The sequence below is a fragment of the Dyadobacter pollutisoli genome, from assembly GCF_026625565.1.
Lineage (GTDB): Bacteria > Bacteroidota > Bacteroidia > Cytophagales > Spirosomataceae > Dyadobacter > Dyadobacter pollutisoli.
Genome location: NZ_CP112998.1, coordinates 2,608,935 through 2,635,012, shown reverse-complemented (window position 1 = coordinate 2,635,012; position 26,078 = coordinate 2,608,935). Strand labels below are relative to the sequence as shown.

The following is a 26,078-nucleotide window of genomic DNA, read 5'->3' as shown; positions in this document are numbered from 1 at the left end:
TGGGATAGGGGGATTAGCTGATCATCTGACCCATAAACGGATCGCTTTGGCTTGCTGTGCCGGTTTCCACGTGACCTGCATAACGCATGATCAGGTCTGGTTCGCCTTTAACTTCAATGGAGAAGTCGTACCAATTGAAGCTTTTATCTAAAATGACGGAAACAACATTTCCTTTCATTACTTCCTGCGATTTGCGCGGGATCGTTACTGTTTGATTTTCAGCACCATATGCGTTGTCTTTTACTGTAACCGTACATTCTTTTGATGGATTGTTGTTTCTGATATCCAGTAAAATATTGCCCGTTGGCTTTTTGTTTTTACCGAGTTCATACCTGGGCGTAACCTCTATATAAGAGTTGTTTTTATTTCCCGAGTATTCCCTAAAAAAACCATTTGGTCCATACACCCGCAAATGGTATTGTCCATTTTCAAAATCGGCCAGATTCCACGCGCAGTCTATCGAATCACCTGCCTTCACAGCGTAATTCCATACTTTAACATTTTCGTCTTTGTATTTTCCAGGTGCATAAATGGCAAAAGGAGAACCGGCAGCTTTGTCGTGAAATATGTCATTTCCGGCTTTCAGTTTGATTTGAAATGCATTTTTGGCAGAGTTGTAAAAACTGCTAGCGTGCAATTCGTAAGGCAAAGCACAGGAAATACGTGTTCCTTTTTCCTGCTTTGGCATTACAGGTGATAGCAGCGGGTTTTGATTGACAGCATTAATCTCTTCCTGGGTTAATGCTTTATAGCCATTCGGGAGTTTTTTGAATCTTGCATTGTAAATACTTTCCATAAACTCATTCCTTTCCACAAAAGTCGGAAGCGGTATTTGCTGCCCGTCATATGGGGTAAATGAAGAAGTAAGGTCACCACAAATGGTACGTCTCCATTCACTGATGTTGGTTTCCTTGATCTGTTTTCCAGATTTATGGCTCACAAATTTCTCCAAAAACTGCAATATAGATGTATGATCAAAAACCTCCGAGCATACCTGACCACCACGGTTCCAAGGCGAAGCTATCAGAAGCGGCACGCGGAAACCAAGACCAATCGGACTTTCGCGACTGTCCTTTTTAGGCTTTTTGGTCATATCCTGTTCCAGCGTTACGAATTCCGTTTTGCAGTCAATTCCCTGCGAAACGGCACCAGTATCAGGTTTATATGGATTTGGAACCGAAAATGGAGGTACGTGGTCGAAATAGCCGTCATTTTCGTCATAGCAAAGAATGAAGATCGTTTTTTTCCAAACCTCAGGATCGGTGGTGAGGATATCCATTACTTCCGACACATACCACGCCCCGTACCAGGGCGAAGTAGGGTGGTCGGAGAAATTTTCCGGCGCTACCAGCCACGACACAGTAGGAAGGCTCCCACTTTTGACATCCGCCCTGAACTGATGGAGAATGTCTCCCTGCGGTGCTTTGGCCTCATGTTCAATGTCACCGTCGTGGTATTTTACGGTAGTTACTTTCCGGTAATCCGGGTCATTCTTGTTAGTTGTATATGCTTTTTGATGCAGGTTTTTGCTGCGTTTCGAGAGCTTTTCATAATTCTCGGGACTCCATCTCACCAGCTCTTCGCCTGCAAGTTGCAATAAGGCTTGTTTTTCCTTGATGGTTTTGGCCAGTGCATCGGCATCTTTTCCAGCTGCAACCGTTTTTAATTTTGCCTGGGCCTGCTCAATTTCAGCAGGTAATGCACCTTTTCTTTCTTTGAGATATTTCTGATAGCCGGTGTAAAAACGAATATTGTATTGCGTAAACCATTCGATCGGGTTGTCCGTAAAATTCGAAAGCCACGCGTCTTCTTCGCCTTCAAAACCGGTAGAAATGCTCAGTTCATTCTGGTAAATGCGCCAGGACACATTATTGTCTTCGAGTCTCTCGGGAAATGTGGTCCAGGAAGCCTCGGCGTCGTCCGAAACATTTTCATTTCTGACATTGGCGTAATGTTTCGGGTCGGGATTTTCACGAATTGTTCCCGTCCATAGATAAAGACGGTTAGGCGTGGTACCGGTTAATGAAGAGCAGAAATTTTGGTCACAAACGGTGAAAGCGTCAGCCATTGCATAATAAAATGGAATGTCTTCGCGATTATAAAATCCCTGCGTCAGGGGCATTCTGGCGTGTTCCTTATTGCCTGGCTGCTTGGCGATCAGCCATTGATCGTATTTACCATCGTTTCTGGCATCCACCTGGTTGGTCCAGGAATGGGGCAAAGAGCCCATCCAGGTAGCCTTGGATTCCTTCATGTTCAGCCGGAAAGGCACGTAGGTTTCTCCGAATGCATTGGTTTGCAACCAAACCAGGTTCTTGTTGGGTAAATTGATAGCTCTTGGGTCATTGAAGCCACGTACTCCCCGCAATGTGCCATAGCAATGGTCGAAGGAGCGGTTTTCCTGCATCAGGATTACCACATGTTCGGCATCCAGATAAGTACTGCCCTTCGCGGGATCAATTGCAAGTGCTTTTTGAATGGATTCAGGAAGTGCACTGAAAAGTCCGGTTGCACCGGTGAGCATAGTGGCTTTCCTGATAAATTCTCTTCTGGATTCCATGAGATATAAGGTGAGTGGCTTTACGGTAATACATTTTTTTTCACAAATGTACTATCCCGGCAAGAGCAGGATTTTATCCTTATGTGATGTTTTGTATTATTTATTACCAAAAAGACCGCCCAGCATTCCGCCAAGGTCAAGGCCACCAGATGTTCCCTGGCCAGATTGCGGAGCTGAAGATCCTCCTCCCATCAAACTTCCGCCCATTTTGATCAGGTCGTTCATGTCCAGTTTTCCGTCCGCCATTGCATAACCGATCTGGTTGAAATCAAAGCCGGAGCTTTGAGCAGGAGCCTGTGCCGAGCTACCTTTTGTTAAGCTTTCGATAATATCATTGAAATCAATGCTGGAATCACCTGGATTGCTCACCTTGCTGATCAGCCCGCCGAGCACGCCAGGAAGTACGGAATTTACAATGCCTCCGGCTGTCTGACTGTTCATGCCGAATTTTTCCATAATGGCGCCGATTGCTTTACTAGCAATGGAAGCCACTATTGGGTTATTCATGAGAGACGAAGACGATGTTGCGCTGTTACCTGACAATAGGCCCATCAGGCCTCCCAGGTTGCCAGCTTGTGCATGTTCCTGCAGACCACCTGTTATGGATCCCATCAGGGTATTCATAACTTCCTCATTATGTTCGTTGGGAACTGCGGGATTTTGGACAATGGCCTGTTGGGAATTTTCCTGAACAAGGCCTAGAAGTTGTTCTAACATGCTTATTTGGTTTTGAGGTACGTTTTTGATTATCACCTGCAATATCCAAATTTATGCAAAAAAAATCCCGCCGGTGAGGCGGGATGCTGTTTTATTTAACTTGATCAACGATCGCTTTGAATGCATCCGGATGATTCATCGCCAAGTCAGCGAGAACTTTTCTGTTTAGCTCGATGCCTTTTGCACTAAGTTTGCCGATGAAAGCAGAGTAAGATAATCCGTGGATACGTGCTCCGGCGTTGATACGCTGGATCCACAATGCGCGGAAATTACGTTTTTTCTGCTTACGACCTTTGTATGCGTAAGCCAAACCGCGTTCTACTGCGTTCTTGGCAACTGTCCATACATTCTTGCGACGACCGAAATAGCCTTTCGCGAGTTTTAAAACTTTTTTACGTCTTGCACGTGACGCAACGTGATTTACTGAACGTGGCATAATTTAACTGTTTTTGACAATCGGCGCTCTAATGAGTCTTGAAAAGCCTTTTATCGGGTTGAACAAAAAACCAGAATGGTGTTTAATCTTTTAATGGCTTTGGATTATTTTCCAAGCATTGCCATCACTTGCTTGTGGTTAGACTCATCGATCAGACCAGTTTTAACCAAACCACGCTTACGCTTGTTTGATTTTTTGGTCAGGATGTGACTGTGGAAAGCGTGTTTGCGCTTAATTTTTCCAGTGCCGGTCAGCGAGAAACGCTTTTTAGCTCCTGAAACGGTTTTCATTTTAGGCATGATTCAAAAAAATAATAATTGATAAAGAATAAAACAGCCCGCAAAATTAGTGAAAAGCTTTATAAAATGAAAATCGTGTCTCCGACTTGTAGTCAAAAACACGATTTCTATATCAATTGAAGACAACGCAGCGGGAATTATTTTGCTTTGGAAGGCGCAGGAGCAAGAATGATTGTCATTCTTTTTCCTTCCAGTTTAGGTTCCATTTCAAGCTTGCCGTAATCCGAAAGCGCTTCCGAGAATTTATTCAAAAGGTTAACCCCTCTTTCTTTAAACACAATAGTACGACCTACGAAATGCACGTACGCTTTTACTTTTGAACCTTCTTTCAAGAAATTTATCGCATGCTTCAATTTGAAATCGAAGTCATGGTCATCCGTGTTCGGGCCGAAACGGATCTCTTTAATAACTACTTTCTGAGCCTTGGCCTTAATCTCTTTCTGTTTCTTTTTCTGCTCGTACTTGAACTTCGAGTAGTCCACCACCTTGCATACAGGAGGGACAGCCGTCGGTGCAATTTCAACAAGATCAAGGCTTTGCGCCTTCGCAAGTGCTCGGGCCGTATTGATATCAACTATTCCCGGTTCAATATTTTCTCCAACCAGGCGTACTTCTTTTGCTGTAATTCGTTCGTTTATTTTATAAGGTTCTTCGGGAACTCTTAACCGTCCACTAGGGGGTCTTAATGCCATATAATTTGGTTTGGTGTTATTTTAGGTTTTTAGGTGAAATCGAAATCGTTAACACTCTGGTCACAAAAATAGTGCCTTAGTGCCGGAATAATAACAAAAAGTTAGAAAATCGTCAAATAATGGCAGCTTCTTTCTTGAAAAAACCGATAAATTCTTCAACTGTCATGCTTCCAAGGTCGCCTTCGCCTTTTCTGCGAACTGACAATTTGCCCTCCGCCATTTCTTTTTCTCCTACAATTAACATAAAAGGTACTTTGGTAACTTCCGCATCCCGTATTTTTCGTCCGATTTTCTCATCTCGGTGATCCACAAATCCGCGAATGTCGTGGTCCTGCAATTGGAAGAACACGTCTTCTGCATAATCTGCAAATTTTTCAGATATTGGTAAAATAGCGATCTGGTCAGGTGAAAGCCAAAGCGGGAATTGTCCGGCAGTGTTTTCGATCAAAATGGCAATAAATCTTTCCATTGATCCAAACGGTGCACGGTGGATCATCACCGGCTGGTGTTTCTGATTGTCGGAACCAGTATATTCCAGGCCGAAGCGTTTTGGCATCTGGTAATCAACCTGAATGGTACCCAGCTGCCATTTTCTGCCCAATGCGTCACGCACCATGAAATCCAGTTTCGGGCCGTAGAATGCAGCTTCGCCTAGTTCAGTAACTGTGCTCAATCCACGTTCCTGGGCAGCTTCAATGATCGCACTTTCTGCTCGTGCCCAATCCTCGTCCTTACCAATGTATTTTACTTTATCATTAGGATCACGAAGAGAGATCTGTGCGCTATAATCTTCAAAACCAAGTGATTTGAAAACGTAAAGTACCAGATCGATTACCCGTACAAATTCTTCCTTAACCTGGTCAGGCCGGCAAAAAATGTGCGCATCATCCTGTGTGAAGCCACGCACACGGGTCAGTCCGTGAAGCTCGCCGCTTTGTTCGTAACGATAAACGGTACCGAACTCGGAAAAGCGCAATGGCAAATCCTTGTAGGAGCGGGGAGAGGTTTTATAAATTTCGCAGTGATGCGGGCAGTTCATTGGTTTCAAAAGGTACTCTTCGCCCACATTAGGTGTTTTAATGGGTTGGAAAGAATCTTTTCCGTACTTGTCCCAGTGCCCGGAAGTCACATAAAGCTCTTTGCTTCCAATGTTGGGAGTGATCACAGGCAGGTAACCCGCTCTCGACTGTGCTTTGCTAAGGAAGGACTGAAGTCTTTCGCGCAGCATCGCACCTTTTGGCAACCATAATGGCAAGCCCTGGCCCACTTTTTCAGAAAAAGCAAATAATTCAAGTTCCTTGCCCAAACGACGGTGATCACGTTTTTTCGCTTCCTCCATTAAGGTCACATACTCTTCCAGCTCTTTTTGCTTTGGAAAAGTGATCCCGTAAATGCGGGTAAGCATCTTGTTCTCCTGCTTATTGCGCCAGTATGCGCCGCCAATGTTGGTCAGCTTTACAGCTTTGATAAAACCGGTATTCGGGATATGTGGCCCACGGCACAAGTCGGTAAACCCACCTTGTTCGTATAAGGTAATGGAGCCGTCTTCCAAACCATCGATCAGTTCCAGTTTATATTCGTCGCCTTTCTTTGTAAACAATTCCAGTGCGTCGGCTTTGCTGATCGGTTTGCGGATATATTCATTTTTCTGACGGGCCAGTTCAAGCATTTTCGCCTCGATCTTTGGAAAATCATCCTGAGACAAAGACTTATCGCCCAAATCCACGTCATAGTAAAAACCCTTTTCAATAGAAGGCCCCGTACCGAATTTTACACCCGGATAAAGCGCTTCCAATGCTTCTGCCAATAAGTGGGCAGAAGAGTGCCAGAATGTTGATTTACCGTCTTCGTCATTCCACGTCAGTAATTTCACCAGAGAGTCCTGCGTGATCTCGCGCGTAGGGTCCCAAATTTCACTATTCACTTTGGCGGCTATCACGTTACGTGCAAGCCCTTCACTGATACTGAGTGCGATGTCGAGTGCTGTTACTCCTTTCGGATAATAACGTTCACTACCATCGGGCAGGGTAATTTTTACTTGAGACTCGTCTTTCATTCAAAAATTTATTCTTGTGACTATGGTTCAAATCTTCTGCGGAGGGCCGCAGATTGCAAATCTATTCAATTTTAGCTTTTCGTGATGAGTCCACACGGATATTTGTCGTGCCGCGGGGTTGGATCACATTTATTTTCACCCGTGAAGTGTCCAGTAACTTGTAGGCGGAGCCGGGCGCTTCTTCGGGATAAAAATTTGAATAAGCACCTTCTTTTTCACGCAGCCTGATCCGGTACATACCATATCTCGCATCCTGATCGCCTGGGCTCAGCGTTAACGCAGTAGTGTAATATTCCCTGGCTTTGGTGAAATCTCCGGTTTTTTCATAACAATATCCGAGCATGTTATTGATTTCCTTCGATTGCGGTTTCAGCTTTATTAATTGTTCTAACGCTGGAAATGCCTTATAAAATTCCTGCAAATGAATAGCCAGTGTCCCGATCTGCAATAATGCTTCCTGATAGTTGCTTTTCAATGAGGCAGCTTTCTGGTAATTGATCAGGGCCGTGTCCGGTTTAGCCAGCAGGTTGAAAATTTCTCCTCTCTCAAAATACAAACTCGCTTCGTTCGGAAAGCTGCTGATCGCTTTTTCGTTGACCGCCAATGCCTGATCCACATTGTTCAGTTTTCTTAATATGATAATGCTCTGTTCGTAGGCACGCAGCAGTCGCGGATTTACATTAATGGCATAATTGAAACTGGAAAGACTTGCAAGCGAATCGCCCTGCCTGGCTTGCAGCATGCCTTTGACATAATAGGCAGAACCATCATAAGGTGCCATTTTCATAGCCTGGTTCAAATAACCCGCTGCTTCCCTGAACCGGCTTTTGGCTTGTAGAATGTCCGCGAGCAATATGTAAAGCTCAGGGCTGCTTTGCTGTAACACTTCGGCGCGTTGCGCGTCTTCCAGCGCATTGTCTATTTTACCAAGTTCGCGATTGACTTTTCCGCGAAGCAAAAAGTACTCGCTTACATTATCCTGTTCGTAAATCGATTCGTTAATGTCGTCAAGCGCTTCTGCGTATTGTTCCCGGTCAAAGTAAATGCGTGCTCGTTTGAAATAATTGACATCGGAGTCAATGCCGCGGTTGATAAGGTCTGTCAGGGAGAGTAGGGCGTCATTTTGCCACTGGGTCTTTGATTTTTTAATAACCGGGGGAATGCGCGTAGCATTTCTGGCATCGCTCTGGCAGGACTGAATGCATCCTGCGAAAGCGAAAAGTAGCAATAATGATATGTAATGAAAATAGCCTGACCTCATGCAATGTGAATGAGCAAAAACAAAATTAAATGATGCCGCTCATGACAATACAAAATTGAACATTCTTAGTGTATTTTAAATGCTTTGGTCTGAAAATCGGGAAAAAACGCCGAGCGGAAGGTTTTTACCAAATGAATCAGGGATAAATAATTCACCGAACTCATGGTTCATCTGCGTTCCGAAATGTGCTTTGATCAGGTTTTCGACGATCAATGCTGAAAACCCGAGTGAGTAGAGGTTAATGATGAAGAAGAAATTTTCCTTTTTCAATAACAGCGCGCACAGCCTCAGAATTTCGTTCAGGCTTTCTTCCAGCAGCCATTTTTCACCGTCAGGTCCGCGCCCGTAGGCTGGTGGATCGAGGATGATGCCATTGTACTGGTTTCCCCGGCGCACTTCTCTCTGTACAAATTTCAATGCGTCCTCTACTACCCAGCGAATGTTGTCCAGGCCGCTCAGTTCCATGTTTTCTCTCGACCAGCTGATCACCTGCTTCACCGAATCCACGTGTGTAACGTCCGCGCCCGCAGCCTTGGCCGCCAGCGAGGCAATGCCGGTGTAAGCAAAAAGGTTGAGAACGGAAGGCTTACTTTCAGGAATCTGTTTTAGCTTTTTGGAAATATAATCCCAGTTGGTTGCCTGCTCAGGAAATACACCCACGTGCTTGAAGGACGATAAAGCGAGTTTACTCCTTAAATGCAATGAATTGGTCCGGTACTGGAATACCCATTTGTCGGGCATCCCGGGTTTTGAGATCCATTGTCCTTTTTCCTGCGAATTTTTATCTCTTTTAAAAACAGCATTGGATTGTTTCTCCCATTCTTGTTCAGAAAGTGATTTGTCCCAGATCGCCTGAGGTTCGGGACGGGAAAGTATGTATGGACCGAAACGTTCCAGCTTTTCAAAGCCGCCGGTATCGATTAATTGGTAGTCAGTATGTTGTTCGGGAGTAAGTAGGATCATTTTTGACTTCGGCCGTCGGCTTTCGGCGATCGGCTTTATTTTGAAAAGTAATATAAAAAGTGCCGACAGCTGACGGCCGAAAGCCGACTGCCTAATAAGCAATCTTATTCAAATAAAACACATTCCGTCTTCCCCTTGTCTGCGGGTCGCCGGCTGCGTTGGTGATGCGTTGTTCGCCCCAGGCCAGGTAAAAGTTACCATACCAGTAATCAATGTCGTCGGTGCTGGTTTTTCGTACTTTGTCTCCTTCCACATTAGTCTCGTTGGGAATCACGCGGTCGCTGTCGATCACCTGGTTTCCTTTGATGATTTTGCTTCGGATCGCTCCATTATGGCTGTAAACAAGTCTGGAATTGCCATTAGAAAATGTCTGTACCTTGATTTTTTCGCGCAGCTCCATACTTTTTACATTGTCGAAATTGATGCTGTTGTCCCAAAGTAATTTTCCATTCTGGTCTACATCGGCGATAACGGCATGGGTATATGTAAAGCCGTCGAATATCTGCTGGTTATAACCCCGGCCGCCGTACATTGGATTCCACAGGTAGGGGTTATAGAGTCCCATTCCAAACGGATAACCGATCATGCTGCCATAGCCGAGCCCGCCCATCATGTTGGGGTTCTGGTAACGGTATTCGGGATAAAAAACCTCGGCTACCAGCAGGAAATTATTGTTTTTCGGTACAATGTCATGGACGAGCAAACGGTAGTTCAGTTTCAGATCGTCGCCGCTTTCTTTCTTCTTACGAATGCGTTTTTCAATCTTCTCCTGCTGCCGTTCATTCATGAAATTGAAGAAATTCTTAAAGTCGGTGAAACTGTGATAACTCGTGAAAACAAGTTCTTTATCGATAAATTTGCTGATATACAGCCCCTGGGACGCAGCGTTATTAGAACTCTGCATATTTCGGTAACCATAAGTACCGATTACGATCCTGACAGAGTCATTCAGTACTTGCAACCGCCCGCTCAGTAGCGAATAGTCCTCCTCGGGGTCTACAGCTACCTGTGCGTACAGCTCGCCTGTTTCCTCATACGACCGTGCTACGATCCGGGTTTGTCTGCCTTTTTTTACAGCAAAAGATACATTCACCAAATGATGCGCGGTATCCACTTCCACCGTCTGGATCGCGTTGGAACCTTTGATCGCCGACGGAAGGATCCTTGTCTGGGAGGTAGTCAGCTGCGTGTATATCAGTACCGGTTCATTGCGCACCATTCCAGCCATGAAAACAGCGTAACCCAGTGTTTTGAAGTCAGTGATTTCAAAACGGTCCAATGTGTTGATTGTGAATGTTTCAACAAACCCGGGGCCTACATTCACTTTCACGATCTGGTACAATGAGCTACGGTACCTGCTGAAAAGCAGAAACACCGCCTGGCCATCATAAGACGAGGCCATATAGTCCAGGTTGGATTCAATGGGCCCATCGATCGACCAGACCCGATCGAGGTTCGTATCAAATTTTTGTACATTGAATGTACCCCTGTCCGGTTTTGAAATTAACAAAACGCCCTGCTCACCGAGCGGAACGGTTTGGTAGGCAGAATTACTGGCCAGGGGCAGCTCGATCCGCTTCACTCCCTGCGCAAACACGGATAACGACCCGCCTGCGAAAAAGATCAGCGTAAAAGCCAGCTGTAAAAATGATCGCTGATTAAGATTCATGTGCCAACGCAACAATAATGTCAAATTCTTCGGGCTTTACTGCAACCACCGACAACCTCGACAGGCGGATCAGGTCCATACCTTTGAGGCGAGGGTCTGCCTTGATTTGTGCCAATGTAACAGTTTTTGGGAAAAGCTCAACCGGAACAAGGTTAACAACCACCCACGCTTCTTCTTCGGTAGTAGGATCGGGGTAATGCTCTTTCGAAACTTTGGCCAGTCCAACTACTTCTTTGCCTTCATTGCTATGGTAAAAAAGAATGGGATCGCCCACTTTCATAGCCATGAGATTGTTGCGTGCCGCATAGTTACGTACGCCGTCCCACATGCCTTCACCCTCTTTAACGAGATGATCCCAGGAATATTTAAATGGTTCAGATTTTACAAGCCAATGATTCATGATTCAAATTTAGGTATCTCAAAACTTAGAAATGTCGCGGTCGCCTCATCAGGGAAATTTAGGGAATTTACTGAAATCCGGCTGACGTTTTTCCAGAAAAGAATTCTGTCCTTCTTTCGCTTCCTCGCTCAGATAGTAAAGCAATGTTGCATTGCCCGCCAGTTCCTGGATACCAGCCTGGCCATCCAGTTCCGCGTTGAAAGAACTTTTAAGCATTCTGATAGATAACGGGCTTTTTTCCTGAATTTTTTTGCACCATGCCACCGTGGTAGTTTCCAGTTCTTCCAAAGGAACTACCTTATTCACCAATCCCATTTGCAATGCTTCCTGTGCGTCATACTGGTCGCAGAGGAACCAGATCTCCCGCGCTTTTTTCTGACCTACAACACGGGCAAGGTAAGATGCACCAAATCCGCCGTCGAAGCTTCCTACCTTTGGGCCTGTTTGACCGAAACGTGCATTGTCAGCAGCAATGGACAAATCACAAATCACATGCAGAACGTGGCCGCCACCGATCGCCCAGCCTGCTACCATCGCGATTACAGCCTTAGGGATAGAGCGGATCATCCGTTGCAGATCCAATACATTCAAACGGGGAACATGGTCTTCGCCAATGTAGCCGCCATGTCCGCGTACCGACTGGTCACCACCGGAGCAGAACGCTTTGCCACCTTCTCCTGTCAGTATGATCACGTCAATGCGCGTGTCTTCGCGGCAGATGTGCATGGCGTCGATCATCTCCGTTACGGTTTGCGGAGTGAATGCATTGTGTTTATGGGGACGGTTAATGCTTATTTTTGCAATTCCTTCGTGCAGTGTAAAAAGAATTTCCTCGTATTCTTTAATGGTTTCCCATTGAATTGAACTGGACATAAATCAGAAATGTAAATGAATAATGAATGCAACGGATTTTAAATGATAATAGCTCCGTCGGAATAATCTGCGAAATTACAGATAGTTTGGTTTTCCTTCCAAAACAAATGAATAAGATGACACGATTCCAACCATGTTCAATAAAATGATGTGGAAAATAAATACTACCGAACTCCCCAACACGCCCCGGCCAGAGCATGCCTATTTTTCCAAAGTGTTTGACTTTATGGAGTCATGGCGGCAGGGACAGATGGAATTTACTCTGCAAACCTCGGGATCGACCGGTACGCCGAAGCCGATCCAGGTTACACGAAAGCAGCTGACAGCCAGCGCACTCATGACTGGTAAAGCGTTGCAGATTGGCAAAGGTACCCGCGCATTGGTAAGCCTGAATGCGTCTTACATTGCCGGACTGATGATGCTCGTCAGAGGTATGGAGTTGGATTGGGAACTGACTATCGTCGAGCCTTCGTCGAACCCGATGATCGGTTTGCCACAGGATGAACATTTTGATTTTGTAGCCATGGTACCCATGCAGTTGACGGCCTGCCTGGAAGATAGCCGCACCCGGCAGTTGGTTAATAATCTCGGTAAGATATTGTTAGGCGGGGCGCCGGTAGGAGTGTCACTTCAAAAGAAAGTTTCAGATCTGCAAATTCCTGTTTATCAAAGCTATGGAATGACGGAGACGGTTTCTCACGTGGCCCTCAAAAAGCTGAATGGCCGTGATGTGACAGGCCGCTACTTTTTTTTACCGGGAATTAATTTTGGTACCGATGCGAGAGGTTGCCTTTTTGTGTCGGGAGAAGTCACTAATCAACTGGTAGTTCAAACCAATGATTTGGTTGAAATTTCCGGCAATACATTTGAATGGATAGGAAGGGCCGATAATGTGATCAATTCCGGCGGTATCAAAATCATTCTGGATATCGTTGATGGGCTGATCGCTGAGGTTTTTCATGATTTGAACCTGATGAATTCATTTTTTACATGGTACCAGCCGGATGAAAAGTTGGGGCAAAAACTGGTGCTAATCATTGAAGGCTCAGCGGAGTTGGTTGTCGAGACGGATATCCTTGCAGAAATTAGGGCGCGGGTTTCCGCCTATGAAACCCCGAAACATGTTTACTTTGTGGATCAATTTATAAAAACTGCTACCGATAAGGTGGATAAACGCGAAACAGTTCAACAACTTTTCGGATCATAACAATGGATAAAAATCTTCAGATACCAGGCCAGTACATCATTCGTTTTCAAACTGCAACGGTTGTTCCGGCTCCCTATGCCCATTTTTACACTTTGCAAGTGGACATTGAATCTGAAAACGACATCATGGTGGACTTTGGAATAACTTACACCGACCGGGAAGAACTGGATGAAGATGATCTGCTGGACGAGGGCTTTTCGCCGGACGACGACTACCAATGGAACGGATCTGTTCCGACTATCTGGGTTGATGAGTTCCGCGAAATACTTGAATCGTCCAAAACGATCCGCAGACGTGAGGAAAGCGAATTTGAGGATTTTGTGGAAGTAGAACTGGAAGAAAACGGAAAAAGGGTAACGATCTATCCGGTTGACAAAGAGCGCTGGTCGTATTTTCTTCAGGAATTTATCCAGGCTATTTTTGAAACAGGGGGCAGGGAAAATCCTTTCGAACTGACTTATGTCGACAATGACGGAGACAAAGAAACGGTCATCGATCTGAAAGCATCCTTCGCGAAAAAGACATTTACGCTCAGTAAAAACAAAAGTGCCCTGCGTAACCTGGACTGGACACAGCTGCAAAAAATAATGGATACGGTTTACAAGGCTGAATTTGTACCTGACAATGCATCTGATTCCAAGCCTTCGAAAAAGGGTAAATACATTACCGCAGGCGACGGACTTTGGTACCAGCTCGGGGTAGCGGTGCTTGAAACTACATCAAAAAGCAAGGATCTCGCGAAAATCGAATCATTGTTCAATACACTTGCCAAGTAACCAATTACTCGGCTTGCCGGTACTGACTTAGTTCGATCTGGAGTTCGTCCACCAGCTGGGCGACTCTTTCCATAGACGGCTGTGGTACTGGCATTTGCAGACTGACGAAAGCCTTTATTTCCCATACTTCGAGGACATCCTGCAGCGGAACTTCGAGTTCGGGGAAATGAGGGTTATCGGATGTCAACAGCAATATGCCCGATGTTTTGACGTGATTGAATGCATTTCTGTAAATAAGCCCGTGGCTTCTCAACAAAAAGACATACTGCATTCCGTCCTTGATATCATACCAGTTACGGATAAATGTCCCGACCAGCAGCGCATTGGGATAAACAAAATCCTCCCCGCTTTCGAACGCCCTATAATAGCCGGATGGCAGATTAGGCAGCTGAAATGACGGCAGACGAGTGAGGTAACCGGGATTTTGAAAATTGCTGATATACTCCTGCTGCAAGTTGCGCGCTACCCATTGAATGGTAGGATAGCTGCTTGCCCGGTCTTCCGCATTCGCATTGAACTGACTTCCCTGATATTGATTATTGAAAACGAGCGGCTGTTCGGCTCCCGCTGTAACCACAGGCTGCTGATACGCTGCGGGCTGGCTAGTCGGCCGGACAGGTGCCTGAGGCGCAACCTGTGGCACATCACCATTAACAGGTTTCAGATTGATCTGTCTTGAAACCTGCCGGAGCGGTGGCTCGGGTTGATGGTATGTCTCAATGATTTTAGAAAGCGGTTGCGGTTCTGAAAACGCTGGTATCCTTGTCTGTGCCGAAGGTTGTACCGTGCCTGAATGAGAAACCGTCATTGGACGTGACGCATTTAGAGGCAGCGACATGTCCGGCGTTTCCCTTAGTTTTCTGAGATCGTTTTTTAGCAAATTATCGACAGTAATGCCGAAAGCCGCCGCCATATTCTTCAAGTTAGTAAGATTGGGATTGGCGCGTGCTTCCTCATAAGCACCCAGTAAAGACCGCTTGATTGCGATCTTTCGGGCAAATTGCTCTTGTGTGAGGCCATTGAGCCTTCTGAGGTATTTAATGTTGTTGCTGACGATACTCATAACATGGCCTTTCAGTGAAAGTGCATACTAATTGACAAATCTTTTAGTAAAAAGCAAATACAGCCAATTTTACTCTACTGATAAATCTCTTTTTTCGCCGCTTTGAAAGTATTGGTAAGCAATCCGCAGATCGTCATTAGTCCTACACCGCCCGGTACTGGGGTGATGTAACTGGTTTTAGGGGCGACATCATTAAAGTTGACGTCTCCTTTGATCGAAAAGCCGCTTTTCTTGGTTGCATCAGCTACGCGGGAGATACCCACGTCGATAACCACAGCACCTTGTTTTACGTAATCAGCTGTCACAAACTCAGGTCTGCCCAATGCTACGATCAGGATATCAGCAGTCTGGCAGATTTCTTTCAGGTTTTGTGTTTTGCTATGGGTAATCGTGACAGTACAATTGCCCGGATATTCATTGCGCTGCATTAGAATACTCATCGGAAGGCCCACAATCTGGCTGCGGCCAATGACTACGCAATGTTTTCCGCTGGTTTCAATGCCTGCACGAATCAGCATTTCAAGAATTCCGAACGGTGTAGCGGAAATGTATGCGGGCAGCCCTTTGCACATTTTACCGACATTCACCGGGTGAAAACCATCCACATCTTTTGCAGGATTCACTGCCTCCATGATCGTGTTTTCTGAAATGTGTTTAGGCAAAGGAAGTTGTACGATAAATCCGTCCACATCAGGATCATTATTCAACGAAGCCACGGCATCAAGCAGAGCTTCTTCCGTAATATTTGGCTCAAAACGCAGCAGGGTAGAAGTAAATCCGATCTCTTCGCAGCTACGGATTTTGGAAGCTACGTAAGTTTCACTGGCGCCGTCCGCGCCTACCAGAATGGCCGCCAGGTGAGGCTTTTTCCCGCCGGCCGCGATCCATTTTTCTACTTCCTCTTTAATTTCAGATTTAATTTGGGATGAAATTGCTTTCCCGTCCAGTAGTTGCATTATTTATCGTGTAGTAAGAATTTTTTAGTCAATGTCTCCATGCCAGTCGTCGCCTTTTCCTGAATGAATGTCATGTTACGTTTCAGGTTGATCTCCGGTTTGGCAGGGTCAATAATGTAAATAGGCTTTCCGGCGGGTACATAATGAACAAGTCCGGCGGCCGGATAAACCGCCAGTGAAGTGCCTATAACCAGAAATATATCTGCCTCTTCGGTTACTTCCACCGCCGTTTCCATCATCGGTACCTCTTCTCCAAACCACACAATGTGCGGTCGCAGCTGGCTTCCTTCTTCGCACAAATCACCTGTTTTGAGCTCCCAGGATGTCATTTGATAGACCAGATCGGGGTTTTTTGTACTTCTGGATTTGAAAAGCTCGCCATGCAAATGGATTACTTTCGAAGAACCGGCGATTTCGTGCAGATTATCGACATTTTGTGTAATGATCGAAACGTCAAAATCTTTTTCCAGCTCCACCAATGCATAATGTGCCGCATTGGGTTTTACATCTGCTGCCTGTTTTCTGCGCTGATTGTAAAAATCGAGAACAAGCTCCTGATTTCTGATCCAGGCCTCAGGCGTAGCTACGTCTTCAATGCGGTAATTGTCCCACAAACCATTGTTATCACGAAATGTACTGATACCACTCTCAGCGCTGATGCCTGCTCCGGAAAGTACTACGAGTTTTTTCATGGTTTCGTTTTTGGGGTTAATCTATTGGTTTTGCCACGGATTCACGAATTTACACGAATTCAAATTTTCGGAAAGCATTCGTGCAGATTTGCGGCCGCTGCTGCGGTGAATCCGTGGCAAAATATAACATATAAACAATCAGCTTTTCTTAACCGCTTTTTTAGCGGCAGGTTTTTTAGCTGCCGGTGCTTTTGCTGCAGGTTTTTTAGCGCCGCGACCAGCCGGTTTATCAGGAGTTTCAGCAGCCAGTTTCACTACTTCCTCGTAAGTCAGGCTAGCCGGATCTGTTCCTTTTGGAATTTTGACATTCTTTTTGCCAAAAGCGATATACGGACCATACTTTCCATTCAATACCTTGGCTTCCGCATCTTCCGCGAATTCCTTGATCGTTCTGTTGCTATCCTGAAGACGTTTTTCGGCAATGATTTCAACCAATCGGTCTTCGGTTACGGACATTGGATCGTCGGTACGTGCAAGGGAAAAATACTTTCCGTCATGCTTTACGTACGGACCGAATTTTCCAATATTCACGATCAGTTCTTTCTCTTCAAACAAACCTACTTCACGTGGCAATTTGAAAAGCTCAAATGCCTCGTCGAGCGTAATGGTCTCCATCAGCTGGCCTTTTTGAAGGCTTGCAAATTTGGGTTTTTCCTCATCCTCGACATCACCGATCTGCACATAAGGCCCATACTTACCGATCCGCACCGATACCTTTTTGCCCGTCGCAGGATCTTCTCCCAAATCTCTGGAAGTAAGGCTTTTATCAATCGCCTCTTCTCTTGCTTCCGCTACCTTTTTCTGAAATGGCGTATAGAAATTCTTGATCATCTGGCGCCATTCAAGATGGCCTTCCGCGATATTGTCAAAGTCTTTTTCAACACTGGCGGTAAACGAGTAGTCGATAATGTCATTGAAATGGCTTACCAAAAAGTCATTAACCACCATTCCGGTACTGGTAGGGAATAGTTTTGCTTTCTCCGAACCGTAAACTTCCCGGTTAACCTTACTCTTGATCTCGTTATTGGTCAGGGTCATTTCCTTAAACTCCCGCTCTGTCCCCTGACGGTCTTCCTTTACAATATATTCTCTTCTTAATATGGTCGAAATCGTGGGAGCGTAGGTAGACGGACGCCCGATACCCATTTCTTCCAGTTTTTTAACAAGACTTGCCTCCGTATAGCGTGGAGGGTTTCTCGTAAAGCGCTCAGTTGCTTTCATATCCGCCAGATTCAGGATCTGGTTAATGTTCAATGGGGGTAACATTCCCTTCTGCTCTTCGTCGCCTTCGTCGTCACTGGATTCCAGGTATACCTTCAAAAATCCTTCAAACTTGATCACCTCGCCTTGCGCGATGAGTTCTTCGGACGTAGTTGAAATAGCAATGGTAGCAGTGGTACGTTCCAGCTGCGCATCCGACATTTGAGACGCAATAGCACGCTTCCAGATCAGTTCGTACAAACGTTGCTCATTACGGTCACTACTTGCTGATAATGTAGAAAAATCAGTCGGACGAATGGCTTCGTGAGCCTCCTGCGCCGATTCAGATTTGGTCTTGAAAATCCTCTTGTTATAGTAGTCGTGTCCGTACTCAGCGGTAATCTGCTGTCTGGCCTTTTCCAGTGCTTCTTCCGATAAGTTGGTCGAGTCGGTACGCATGTAGGAAATCTTTCCTGCCTCGTAGAGCCTCTGTGCAACTGTCATGGTCTGCGCTACGGAGAAACTCAGTTTTCTGGACGCTTCCTGTTGTAATGTAGAAGTTGTGAATGGCGGTGCAGGTGTTTTTTTGGCTGGTTTAACTTCAAGATTTTTAATAGAGAATTGTGCGCCTATGCATCTTTCAAGGAATTTGAAAGCTTCTTCTTCTGTCGTGAAATTCTTGGCAAGTTCGGCATTCAATATTTTGCCGTTGCCCAGGTCAAAATGAGCAGTTATTTTAAAGCTGCTTTTACTTCTGAACGCGTCAATCTCCCTTTCGCGCTCCACTACAATGCGCACAGCAACTGATTGTACGCGTCCCGCCGAGAGATTGGATTTACCAATTCTGATTTTTTTCCAAAGTACCGGTGAAAGTTCATAACCCACGAGCCTGTCCAGAATCCTTCTTGCCTGCTGGGCGTCTACCAGGTCAACGTCGATGATTCTCGGTTTTGATATGGCATTCTGCAAAGCCGTTTTGGTGATCTCACGGAATACGATTCGTTTGGTGTCATCCGGCAGGCCGAGTGCTTCTTTTAAATGCCATGATATAGCTTCTCCTTCACGGTCATCATCCGTTGCCAGCCACACTTCGGCGCCTTTGGCAAGCTTTTTCAGCTCAGAAATAACCTTTACTTTATCGGATGAAATCTCGTAAGACGGCTGGAAATCATGCTCAACATCAACACCCATATCATGTTCAGGAAGGTCACGGACGTGTCCAAAACTGGACTTGACAGTGAAATCCTGCCCTAAATAACTTTCAATGGTTTTGGCCTTCGCCGGTGATTCTACGATCACCAGATTTTTTGACATAACTTTTGATTTAAGGGATCTGGTACCACTTTGAATGTCCAAATATAGGGCACATTCCTGCAAAAAATCAAAGCGCCTGAAAAAAGGTAATTTTAAACCTCAGCAGATCAGGACGTTTTTACCGGACGATTTTTAAATAATTTCCGAAATGGAGGGGATGGCAGAACAAAAAAAATTATGACGTGGTTATCTAAACGTACTATTAGTATATAATCATGCTAAATAGTAGTGAAAAAGCATTCGAATGCCTTCGGATATTTTGTAATTTCGTACTTTCGCGTGTTTTATTGACAACAGATATTCCCAAAATTTGATTAATTACTATGGCTTTTAACTTGGACATGATGAAGGGTATTATGCCCGAATGCAAGAAGGAGTAGAAGCGGCTCGTAGTGCTCTAATGACCGTTTTATAAATCTGCCTTTAACATTTGAAAAGATTTCGAATATGAATATTTATCAGGATTACATCAAAGAAATAGAAGAAAGAAAAACCCAGGGGCTTAATCCCAAGCCAATAGATGGTGCCGAATTGCTGGGGGAAATCATTGCACAGATTAAAGATCCAAATAACGAATATCGGGAAGACTCCCTTCGGTTTTTTATTTACAACACTTTGCCGGGAACTACCAGTGCCGCTGGTGTGAAAGCCAGGTTTTTAAAAGAGATCATTTTGGGAGCATCTCTGGTAGAAGAAATATCGCCTGCTTTCGCCTTTGAGTTATTATCTCATATGAAAGGTGGCCCTTCCATTGAAGTATTGCTCGACCTGGCCCTGGGCGATGACCTGTCTATCGCGACAGAAGCTGCAAGGGTTCTTAAAACACAGGTTTTCCTTTATGATGCTGATATAGACCGCCTGAAAGAGGCATATAAGAGCAACAACGAAATCGCCATAGATATTATTAAAAGTTACGCTCAGGCTGAGTTTTTTACGAAACTGCCGGACGTTCCCGACGAAATTAAGATCGTTACCTATATAGCTGGTGAAGGCGACATTTCAACCGATTTGCTTTCTCCTGGTAACCAGGCCCATTCAAGATCGGACCGTGAGCTACATGGTTTATGTATGATCACTCCAAAGGCACAGCAGGAAATTAAAGCACTTCAAGCTGAGCATCCTGATAAAAGCGTGATGTTGATAGCCGAGAAAGGCACAATGGGCGTGGGGTCATCCAGAATGTCAGGAGTGAACAACGTGGCGCTTTGGACTGGTAAACAGGCAAGCCCGTATATTCCCTTCGTCAATATTGCCCCGATCGTGGGAGGTACAAATGGTATCTCTCCGATTTTTCTTACTACAGTTGATGTGACCGGTGGTATTGGAATTGATCTCAAAAACTGGGTTAAAAAGGTTGATGCAGACGGTAACATTGTCCGCAATGAAAGCGGCGATCCTGTTCTCGAGGAGGTCTACTCTGTTGCAACCGGTACTGAGCTGACCATTAGCATAAAGAATAAAAAGCTATACAAAGGCGATCAGGAACTGATTGACATTTCTAAGGCACTGACGCCTCAGAAAATGGAATTTATAAAAGCTGGCGGATCATACGCGATCGTATTCGGTAAAAAGATCCAGACAGTTGCCGCGAAGATTCTGGGTATCGATATTCCGCTGGTATATGCTCCGTCAAAAGAGATTTCTCACGAAGGACAAGGCCTTACAGCAGTTGAAAAAATCTTCAACAAAAATGCAGTTGGTACCACTCCCGGCAAAGTTTTGCACGCCGGTTCCGATGTTCGCGTAGAGGTTAATATCGTAGGTTCGCAAGATACAACCGGTTTGATGACTTCTCAGGAATTGGAGTCAATGGCTGCAACCGTGATTTCGCCAATCGTTGATGGCGCCTACCAGTCAGGATGTCACACTGCATCAGTATGGGATAAAAAGGCGCAGGCAAACATTCCGAAGCTGATGAAGTTCATGAATGATTTCGGTTTGATCACTGCCCGTGACCCGAAAGGCGAATATCACTCCATGACTGACGTGATCCACAAAGTTCTGAACGATATCGTTGTGGACGAGTGGGCGATCATTATTGGTGGCGACTCTCACACGAGGATGTCCAAAGGGGTTGCTTTTGGAGCTGACTCAGGAACAGTTGCGCTTGCGCTTGCTACCGGTGAAGCGTCAATGCCCATTCCGGAATCAGTGAAGGTAACTTTCAAGGGTGGAATGAAGGATCACATGGATTTCCGTGATGTGGTTCATGCTACCCAGGCTCAGATGCTTCAGAAGTTTGGTGGAGAAAATGTATTTCAGGGCAGGATCATTGAGGTTCACCTTGGAACGCTTCCTGCTGACCAGGCATTCACTTTTACAGACTGGACGGCAGAAATGAAGGCAAAAGCTTCTATCTGTATATCTGAGGATGATACCCTGATTGAATCACTGGAGATTGCGAAAAGCAGAATCCAGATCATGATCGACAAGGGTATGGACAATCACAGACAGGTTTTGCAAGGATTGATTAATAAAGCGGACAAGCGAATTGCAGAGATCAAATCAGGCGAGATGCCAGCTTTGGCTCCGGACGCAAATGCAAAGTACTACGCTGAGGTGGTGATTGATCTGGATGTGATCGTTGAACCAATGATCGCGGATCCAGACGTTAATAATAAAGACGTTTCTAAGCGTTACACGCATGATACCATTCGTGCGCTCTCTTACTATGGGGACGATAAAAAAGTGGATCTTGGTTTTGTCGGATCTTGCATGGTTCATAAGGGGGATTTGAAAATTGTTTCTCAGATGCTTAAGAATTTAGAGGAGCAGCAAGGTAAGGTAGAGTTCCATGCACCGCTGGTAGTAGCAGCACCTACATATAATATTATAGAAGAGCTTAAAAGTGAAGGTGACTGGGATGTGTTGCAGAAATACTCCGGTTTCGAATTCGACGATAAAGCCCCGAAAGTGGCGGCACGTACCGAGTACGAAAATATGATGTATCTCGAACGTCCCGGCTGTAACCTCTGCATGGGAAATCAGGAAAAAGCGGCCAAAGGAGATACAGTTATGGCAACGTCGACTCGTCTTTTCCAGGGAAGAGTTGTGGAAGATTCAGAGCGTAAAAAAGGAGAGTCGCTGCTTGCATCCACTCCGGTAGTTGTGCTGTCTGCAATCCTTGGACGAATCCCTAACCTGGCTGAATACAAAGCTGCAGTGGTTGGCATTGATATGACCAAGTTCGCACCTCCATCAAAACAATTGAGTAGATAGTCATTGGTGGCGCGATTTTTGACAGTCGGAATGTATCAGCATTAATTTAATTACTATGGCTTTTGACTTAGACATGATTAAGGGCGTTTACGCCCGTATGCAGGAAAGAGTAGAAGCTGCTCGTAAAATTGAAGGGCGGCCTTTAACTTTGGCAGAGAAGATTTTGTATTCCCATTTGTGGGAAGGAAAACCCACTCAGGTTTACGAGCGAGGTAAATCATATGTAGATTTTGCTCCTGACCGTGTGGCCATGCAGGATGCTACTGCGCAAATGGCTCTTTTGCAATTTATGCAGGCTGGAAGGCCGCAGGTTGCTGTTCCATCTACTGTACACTGTGATCACCTGATCCAGGCTGAGGTAGGAGCAGCCCAGGACTTAAAGAACGCTGTTGATAAGAATAAAGAGGTTTACGATTTCCTTTCTTCTGTATCCAATAAGTATGGTTTGGGATTCTGGAGAGCGGGAGCGGGTATCATTCACCAGGTAGTGCTTGAAAATTACGCTTTTCCTGGCGGTATGATGATCGGTACGGATTCTCACACGCCTAATGCAGGTGGTTTGGGAATGATCGCCATCGGTGTCGGCGGTGCGGATGCCAGCGATGTTATGTCCGGCCTTGCCTGGGAATTGAAAATGCCTCGTTTGATCGGCGTTAAACTAACAGGAAAGCTGAGCGGATGGACTGCTGCTAAGGACGTAATTCTATGGGTAGCAGGACAATTGACAGTAAAAGGTGGAACCGGATACGTAGTTGAATATTTCGGAGATGGTGCAGAAAGCATTTCAGCAACCGGAAAAGCAACCATCTGTAACATGGGTGCGGAGATTGGGGCAACAACCTCTATTTTCGCCTATGACGCCAGAAGCGCAGCGTATCTGAGAGCCACTGAAAGAGCTGACGTCGCGGATGCTGCTGACGCAGTTAAGCAATATTTGCGTTCTGATGATGAAGTATATGCAGATCCGGCGACTTATTATGATCAGCTGATCGAATTAGACCTTTCAACATTAGAGCCGCATGTAAACGGACCTTTCACACCGGATTTGGCATGGCCACTTTCAAAATTTGCTACCGCAGTAAGAGAAAACGGCTGGCCGGAAGTACTGTCAGTAGGGTTGATCGGGTCCTGTACCAATTCCAGTTATGAAGATGTGAGCCGCGCGGCGTCCCTGGCGCAACAGGCTGTTGATAAAAAACTGACTGTAAGCTCAGAATATACCATTACACCAGGTTCTGAACTCGTTCGCTATACGGTGGAGCGCGACGGTTATCTGGATACATTTGCACAAATAGGTGGTGTTGTGCTGGCGAATGCTTGCGGGCCTTGTATTGGTCAGTGGGCACGTCATGGCGCTGAAAAAGGCGAGAAAAACTCAATCATTACATCATTCAACCGTAACTTTTCGAAACGTGCCGATGGTAACCCCAATACGCACTCGTTCGTAGCTTCTCCTGAAATCGTTACAGCATTGGCGATCGCAGGTCGTCTTACTTTCGACCCGCGCAAGGACACATTATTGAACTCGGAAGGTGTTGAAGTAATGCTAGACGAACCAAGTGGTTTGGAGCAGCCGATCAGAGGATACGCAGTAGAGGATGCCGGTTATCAGGCGCCTGCCGAAGATCCAAGCAAAGTTCAGGTTTTGGTAAGTCCTACTTCTGATCGTTTGCAGCTCCTTGCGCCTTTTCCTGAATGGGAAGGTACAGATCTTACCGGTTTGAAATTGCTTATTAAAGCAAAAGGCAAATGTACAACTGACCATATTTCAATGGCCGGCCCATGGTTGAAATACCGTGGTCACCTTGACAATATCTCTAATAATATGTTGATCGGCGCGGTTAACTTCTACAATGAGAAGACCAATGCCATCAAGAACCAGCTTTCAAATCAGTACGCAGAAGTTCCTGCGGTGCAGCGTGACTACAAAGCACACGGCATCGGAACAATTGTGGTAGGGGATGAAAATTACGGTGAAGGTTCGTCACGTGAGCATGCAGCGATGGAGCCAAGGTTCCTCGGAGTACGCGCGATCCTGACCAAATCTTTCGCACGTATCCACGAAACTAACCTGAAGAAGCAAGGAATGCTTGCGTTGACTTTCGCGAATACTGCCGACTACGACAAAATTCAGGAAGACGATACCATTGATATTCTCGGACTGCAGACATTTGCAGAAGGACAGCCTCTCACGATCGTATTACACCACAATGACGGTACGACTGAGGAATTCCCTGTAAACCATACTTACAATGCCCAACAAATCGAATGGTTCAAAGCAGGTTCGGCATTGAACATTATTCGTAGATCAGTGGGAGCATAAGAAACGGCTGTCAGCTTTCGGCCATCGGCAATCAGTTTTTATGCCGACTTCCGATGGCCGACTGCCGATGTCAACGCAACATCCTCTCCCTCTGCCTGGAATACGATTGTACCAGGAAGATAAACATACCTGTCATAATGGAGACATCGGCCATATTAAAGATGCCGGTTTGAAAGACGCCGAAATTAATATGCATGAAATCCGTCACCGAGCCGTGTACCAGCCGGTCGTAAATGTTGCCGATACCGCCTCCGATCGCAAAGCTCAATGCGAGCGCACTCATCCAGCTTAGGTTCTTTTTCAACAAAATGTAAATGATACCGAAAAATAAGGCGATGAGTGGTATGACGGAAAGAATGATAATTTTCAGTGTTTCAGGCAATGCGCTTCCAATGCTCAGAAAAGCACCGGTATTTTCTACATACGTGATCGTTACGTAGTCTTCAATTACATCAATGGTTTCATAAAAACCGACATTCTGCCTGATCACATTTTTTGAAATCTGGTCGCACCCGATATTAGCGACCAGAATGCACAGGATCGATATATTTCTGACAACCCGACTGGATTTGATGGGTAACATTTACTTTGTTAGACTTTTAATGGGTGTAACCTTAACCTCCTTGAATTCAACCTCCGAGCCCTCAGACTGTAATGCGATTTGCCCTTTTTCGGCAGTTGCATTATAACCATAGTTCACCAGCTCACCATTCAGCCACACTTTAATGGAATTTTTCAGGCATTCAATTTTCATCGAATTCCATTCGCCCAGCGGTTTTTCCGTACCGTCCGTCAGGTTAGGAATGCGACGTAGCTTGTCACCATTCACTCCCCATTTCTCTTTCGGGCCCCGTCTTTTTTCCATGTCAGGAACGGTAATGTCCTCCTGAATACACCAGAAATCACCTGCATTCTGATTCATCATTTGTATCTCGATGGATTTTGGGAACATTTCATAAAGCGCTCTTGAAGTCGAAACAAAAACAAGTGCGCCGCAGTTGCCCGGTTTTCCTGCAAAACGGTACTGGAATGTTAAACGAAAATTCTGGTACTCAGCGTCTGTGATCAGGTGACCGCCCGGTGTTCCCATACTGACAAGTAAGCCGTTTCTGATCAAAAATGGACTTTTTACTGTCGGATCTTTATCCATTTCCGGAACGTCGACATGCCAGCCTTTCAGGTCTTTTCCATTCAAAAGATCTTTGGTTTGACTATGCGATTTTTGGTAAACAAGCAAGATCAATGCACTCAGCAGCAGTACCAGTTTTTTCATTTTATTCAAGACTATTTTTAGTTTTAATGGTATTTGGAACGGAAAAATTAAGCAATAATAGTGGCACTTGGGCTATTCAGGTACAAAATGTAGGAGATATCCTTTAAATTGAACTTTCTGCATTCTGAA

Annotated in this window: 21 protein-coding genes; 4 read left to right on the top strand and 17 right to left on the bottom strand. The window is 45.3% G+C overall.

Annotated elements, in window-relative coordinates; genetic code table 11:
* Positions 1-13: 13 nt before the first annotated feature.
* From ON006_RS10845 to menB, 11 genes are all read right to left on the bottom strand, one after another.
* A complete protein-coding gene (locus ON006_RS10845; protein ID WP_244819799.1) occupies positions 14-2,560 on the bottom strand; it encodes a phosphocholine-specific phospholipase C in 2,547 nt (848 codons plus the stop codon).
* 96 nt (positions 2,561-2,656) lie between these two features.
* Positions 2,657-3,277 carry a hypothetical protein gene (locus tag ON006_RS10840; RefSeq protein WP_244819798.1) on the bottom strand — a complete coding sequence of 207 codons (621 nt, stop codon included), beginning with the start codon at positions 3,275-3,277 and terminating at the stop codon, positions 2,657-2,659.
* Positions 3,278-3,368: 91 nt separating this feature from the next.
* The gene (gene rplT / locus ON006_RS10835; RefSeq protein ID WP_244819797.1) at positions 3,369-3,713 is read right to left on the bottom strand and encodes a 50S ribosomal protein L20; all 345 of its coding nucleotides are present in this window, start codon (positions 3,711-3,713) and stop codon (positions 3,369-3,371) included.
* A 104-nt stretch (positions 3,714-3,817) separates the two neighbouring features.
* The gene (rpmI, locus tag ON006_RS10830; protein ID WP_244819796.1) at positions 3,818-4,012 is read right to left on the bottom strand and encodes a 50S ribosomal protein L35; all 195 of its coding nucleotides are present in this window, start codon (positions 4,010-4,012) and stop codon (positions 3,818-3,820) included.
* 137 nt (positions 4,013-4,149) lie between these two features.
* Positions 4,150-4,704, bottom strand: coding sequence for a translation initiation factor IF-3 (gene infC, locus ON006_RS10825; RefSeq protein ID WP_244819795.1), 555 nt, complete (start codon positions 4,702-4,704; stop codon positions 4,150-4,152).
* 112 nt (positions 4,705-4,816) lie between these two features.
* On the bottom strand, positions 4,817-6,760 hold the full coding sequence (thrS, locus tag ON006_RS10820; protein WP_244819794.1) for a threonine--tRNA ligase: 1,944 nt from the start codon (positions 6,758-6,760) through the stop codon (positions 4,817-4,819).
* A 61-nt stretch (positions 6,761-6,821) separates the two neighbouring features.
* The gene (locus ON006_RS10815) at positions 6,822-8,021 is read right to left on the bottom strand and encodes a tetratricopeptide repeat protein (protein WP_244819793.1); all 1,200 of its coding nucleotides are present in this window, start codon (positions 8,019-8,021) and stop codon (positions 6,822-6,824) included.
* A gap of 75 nt (positions 8,022-8,096) precedes the next feature.
* Positions 8,097-8,984 (bottom strand): class I SAM-dependent methyltransferase, encoded by an 888-nt coding sequence (locus ON006_RS10810; RefSeq protein WP_244819792.1) that lies wholly within the window; start codon positions 8,982-8,984, stop codon positions 8,097-8,099.
* Positions 8,985-9,075: 91 nt separating this feature from the next.
* A complete protein-coding gene (locus ON006_RS10805; RefSeq protein WP_244819791.1) occupies positions 9,076-10,653 on the bottom strand; it encodes a hypothetical protein in 1,578 nt (525 codons plus the stop codon).
* Positions 10,643-11,053, bottom strand: coding sequence for an EVE domain-containing protein (locus tag ON006_RS10800; protein ID WP_244819790.1), 411 nt, complete (start codon positions 11,051-11,053; stop codon positions 10,643-10,645). The genes ON006_RS10805 and ON006_RS10800 overlap by 11 nt, the downstream gene beginning before the upstream one ends.
* Before the next feature lie 48 nt (positions 11,054-11,101).
* Complete coding sequence (menB, locus tag ON006_RS10795) at positions 11,102-11,926, bottom strand: 1,4-dihydroxy-2-naphthoyl-CoA synthase (protein ID WP_244819789.1); 825 nt, start codon at positions 11,924-11,926, stop codon at positions 11,102-11,104.
* Positions 11,927-12,071: 145 nt separating this feature from the next.
* Here menB and ON006_RS10790 point away from each other — a divergent pair, with 145 nt between their 5' ends.
* Positions 12,072-13,133, top strand: a complete 1,062-nt coding sequence (locus tag ON006_RS10790; protein WP_244819788.1) for an AMP-binding protein — start codon at positions 12,072-12,074, stop codon at positions 13,131-13,133.
* A 2-nt stretch (positions 13,134-13,135) separates the two neighbouring features.
* The gene (locus tag ON006_RS10785; RefSeq protein WP_244819787.1) at positions 13,136-13,909 is read left to right on the top strand and encodes a hypothetical protein; all 774 of its coding nucleotides are present in this window, start codon (positions 13,136-13,138) and stop codon (positions 13,907-13,909) included.
* 4 nt (positions 13,910-13,913) lie between these two features.
* Here the strand turns inward: ON006_RS10785 and ON006_RS10780 are convergent, their stop codons facing one another.
* The 4 genes from ON006_RS10780 to topA all read right to left on the bottom strand — a co-directional run bounded on the left by ON006_RS10780 (position 13,914) and on the right by topA (position 19,134).
* A complete protein-coding gene (locus ON006_RS10780) occupies positions 13,914-14,972 on the bottom strand; it encodes a helix-turn-helix domain-containing protein (RefSeq protein WP_244819786.1) in 1,059 nt (352 codons plus the stop codon).
* A 74-nt stretch (positions 14,973-15,046) separates the two neighbouring features.
* Positions 15,047-15,928 carry a bifunctional 5,10-methylenetetrahydrofolate dehydrogenase/5,10-methenyltetrahydrofolate cyclohydrolase gene (locus ON006_RS10775; RefSeq protein WP_244819785.1) on the bottom strand — a complete coding sequence of 294 codons (882 nt, stop codon included), beginning with the start codon at positions 15,926-15,928 and terminating at the stop codon, positions 15,047-15,049.
* Complete coding sequence (locus ON006_RS10770) at positions 15,928-16,620, bottom strand: SIR2 family NAD-dependent protein deacylase (RefSeq protein ID WP_244819784.1); 693 nt, start codon at positions 16,618-16,620, stop codon at positions 15,928-15,930. The genes ON006_RS10775 and ON006_RS10770 overlap by 1 nt, the downstream gene beginning before the upstream one ends.
* Positions 16,621-16,758: 138 nt before the next feature.
* Positions 16,759-19,134, bottom strand: a complete 2,376-nt coding sequence (gene topA, locus ON006_RS10765; protein ID WP_244819783.1) for a type I DNA topoisomerase — start codon at positions 19,132-19,134, stop codon at positions 16,759-16,761.
* A 447-nt stretch (positions 19,135-19,581) separates the two neighbouring features.
* On the opposite strand from topA, the gene ON006_RS10760 reads away from it, so the two are divergent.
* Complete coding sequence (locus ON006_RS10760) at positions 19,582-22,353, top strand: bifunctional aconitate hydratase 2/2-methylisocitrate dehydratase (protein ID WP_244819782.1); 2,772 nt, start codon at positions 19,582-19,584, stop codon at positions 22,351-22,353.
* 55 nt (positions 22,354-22,408) lie between these two features.
* Positions 22,409-24,676 carry an aconitate hydratase gene (locus ON006_RS10755; RefSeq protein WP_244819781.1) on the top strand — a complete coding sequence of 756 codons (2,268 nt, stop codon included), beginning with the start codon at positions 22,409-22,411 and terminating at the stop codon, positions 24,674-24,676.
* A 70-nt stretch (positions 24,677-24,746) separates the two neighbouring features.
* Here the strand turns inward: ON006_RS10755 and lspA are convergent, their stop codons facing one another.
* On the bottom strand, positions 24,747-25,259 hold the full coding sequence (gene lspA / locus ON006_RS10750; RefSeq protein ID WP_244819780.1) for a signal peptidase II: 513 nt from the start codon (positions 25,257-25,259) through the stop codon (positions 24,747-24,749).
* Positions 25,260-25,949 (bottom strand): 3-keto-disaccharide hydrolase, encoded by a 690-nt coding sequence (locus tag ON006_RS10745; RefSeq protein WP_244819779.1) that lies wholly within the window; start codon positions 25,947-25,949, stop codon positions 25,260-25,262.
* Positions 25,950-26,078: the final 129 nt, after the last annotated feature.

Bases quoted from the DNA above. Each gene is read 5' to 3' on its own strand.
- ON006_RS10845 (WP_244819799.1), bottom strand. From the start codon at position 2,560: ATGGAATCCAGAAGAGAATTTATCAGGAAAGCCACTATGCTCACCGGT.
- ON006_RS10840 (WP_244819798.1), bottom strand. From the start codon at position 3,277: ATGTTAGAACAACTTCTAGGCCTTGTTCAGGAAAATTCCCAACAGGCC.
- rplT (WP_244819797.1), bottom strand. From the start codon at position 3,713: ATGCCACGTTCAGTAAATCACGTTGCGTCACGTGCAAGACGTAAAAAA.
- rpmI (WP_244819796.1), bottom strand. From the start codon at position 4,012: ATGCCTAAAATGAAAACCGTTTCAGGAGCTAAAAAGCGTTTCTCGCTG.
- infC (WP_244819795.1), bottom strand. From the start codon at position 4,704: ATGGCATTAAGACCCCCTAGTGGACGGTTAAGAGTTCCCGAAGAACCT.
- thrS (WP_244819794.1), bottom strand. From the start codon at position 6,760: ATGAAAGACGAGTCTCAAGTAAAAATTACCCTGCCCGATGGTAGTGAA.
- ON006_RS10815 (WP_244819793.1), bottom strand. From the start codon at position 8,021: ATGAGGTCAGGCTATTTTCATTACATATCATTATTGCTACTTTTCGCT.
- ON006_RS10810 (WP_244819792.1), bottom strand. From the start codon at position 8,984: ATGATCCTACTTACTCCCGAACAACATACTGACTACCAATTAATCGAT.
- ON006_RS10805 (WP_244819791.1), bottom strand. From the start codon at position 10,653: ATGAATCTTAATCAGCGATCATTTTTACAGCTGGCTTTTACGCTGATC.
- ON006_RS10800 (WP_244819790.1), bottom strand. From the start codon at position 11,053: ATGAATCATTGGCTTGTAAAATCTGAACCATTTAAATATTCCTGGGAT.
- menB (WP_244819789.1), bottom strand. From the start codon at position 11,926: ATGTCCAGTTCAATTCAATGGGAAACCATTAAAGAATACGAGGAAATT.
- ON006_RS10790 (WP_244819788.1), top strand. From the start codon at position 12,072: ATGATGTGGAAAATAAATACTACCGAACTCCCCAACACGCCCCGGCCA.
- ON006_RS10785 (WP_244819787.1), top strand. From the start codon at position 13,136: ATGGATAAAAATCTTCAGATACCAGGCCAGTACATCATTCGTTTTCAA.
- ON006_RS10780 (WP_244819786.1), bottom strand. From the start codon at position 14,972: ATGAGTATCGTCAGCAACAACATTAAATACCTCAGAAGGCTCAATGGC.
- ON006_RS10775 (WP_244819785.1), bottom strand. From the start codon at position 15,928: ATGCAACTACTGGACGGGAAAGCAATTTCATCCCAAATTAAATCTGAA.
- ON006_RS10770 (WP_244819784.1), bottom strand. From the start codon at position 16,620: ATGAAAAAACTCGTAGTACTTTCCGGAGCAGGCATCAGCGCTGAGAGT.
- topA (WP_244819783.1), bottom strand. From the start codon at position 19,134: ATGTCAAAAAATCTGGTGATCGTAGAATCACCGGCGAAGGCCAAAACC.
- ON006_RS10760 (WP_244819782.1), top strand. From the start codon at position 19,582: ATGAATATTTATCAGGATTACATCAAAGAAATAGAAGAAAGAAAAACC.
- ON006_RS10755 (WP_244819781.1), top strand. From the start codon at position 22,409: ATGGCTTTTGACTTAGACATGATTAAGGGCGTTTACGCCCGTATGCAG.
- lspA (WP_244819780.1), bottom strand. From the start codon at position 25,259: ATGTTACCCATCAAATCCAGTCGGGTTGTCAGAAATATATCGATCCTG.
- ON006_RS10745 (WP_244819779.1), bottom strand. From the start codon at position 25,949: ATGAAAAAACTGGTACTGCTGCTGAGTGCATTGATCTTGCTTGTTTAC.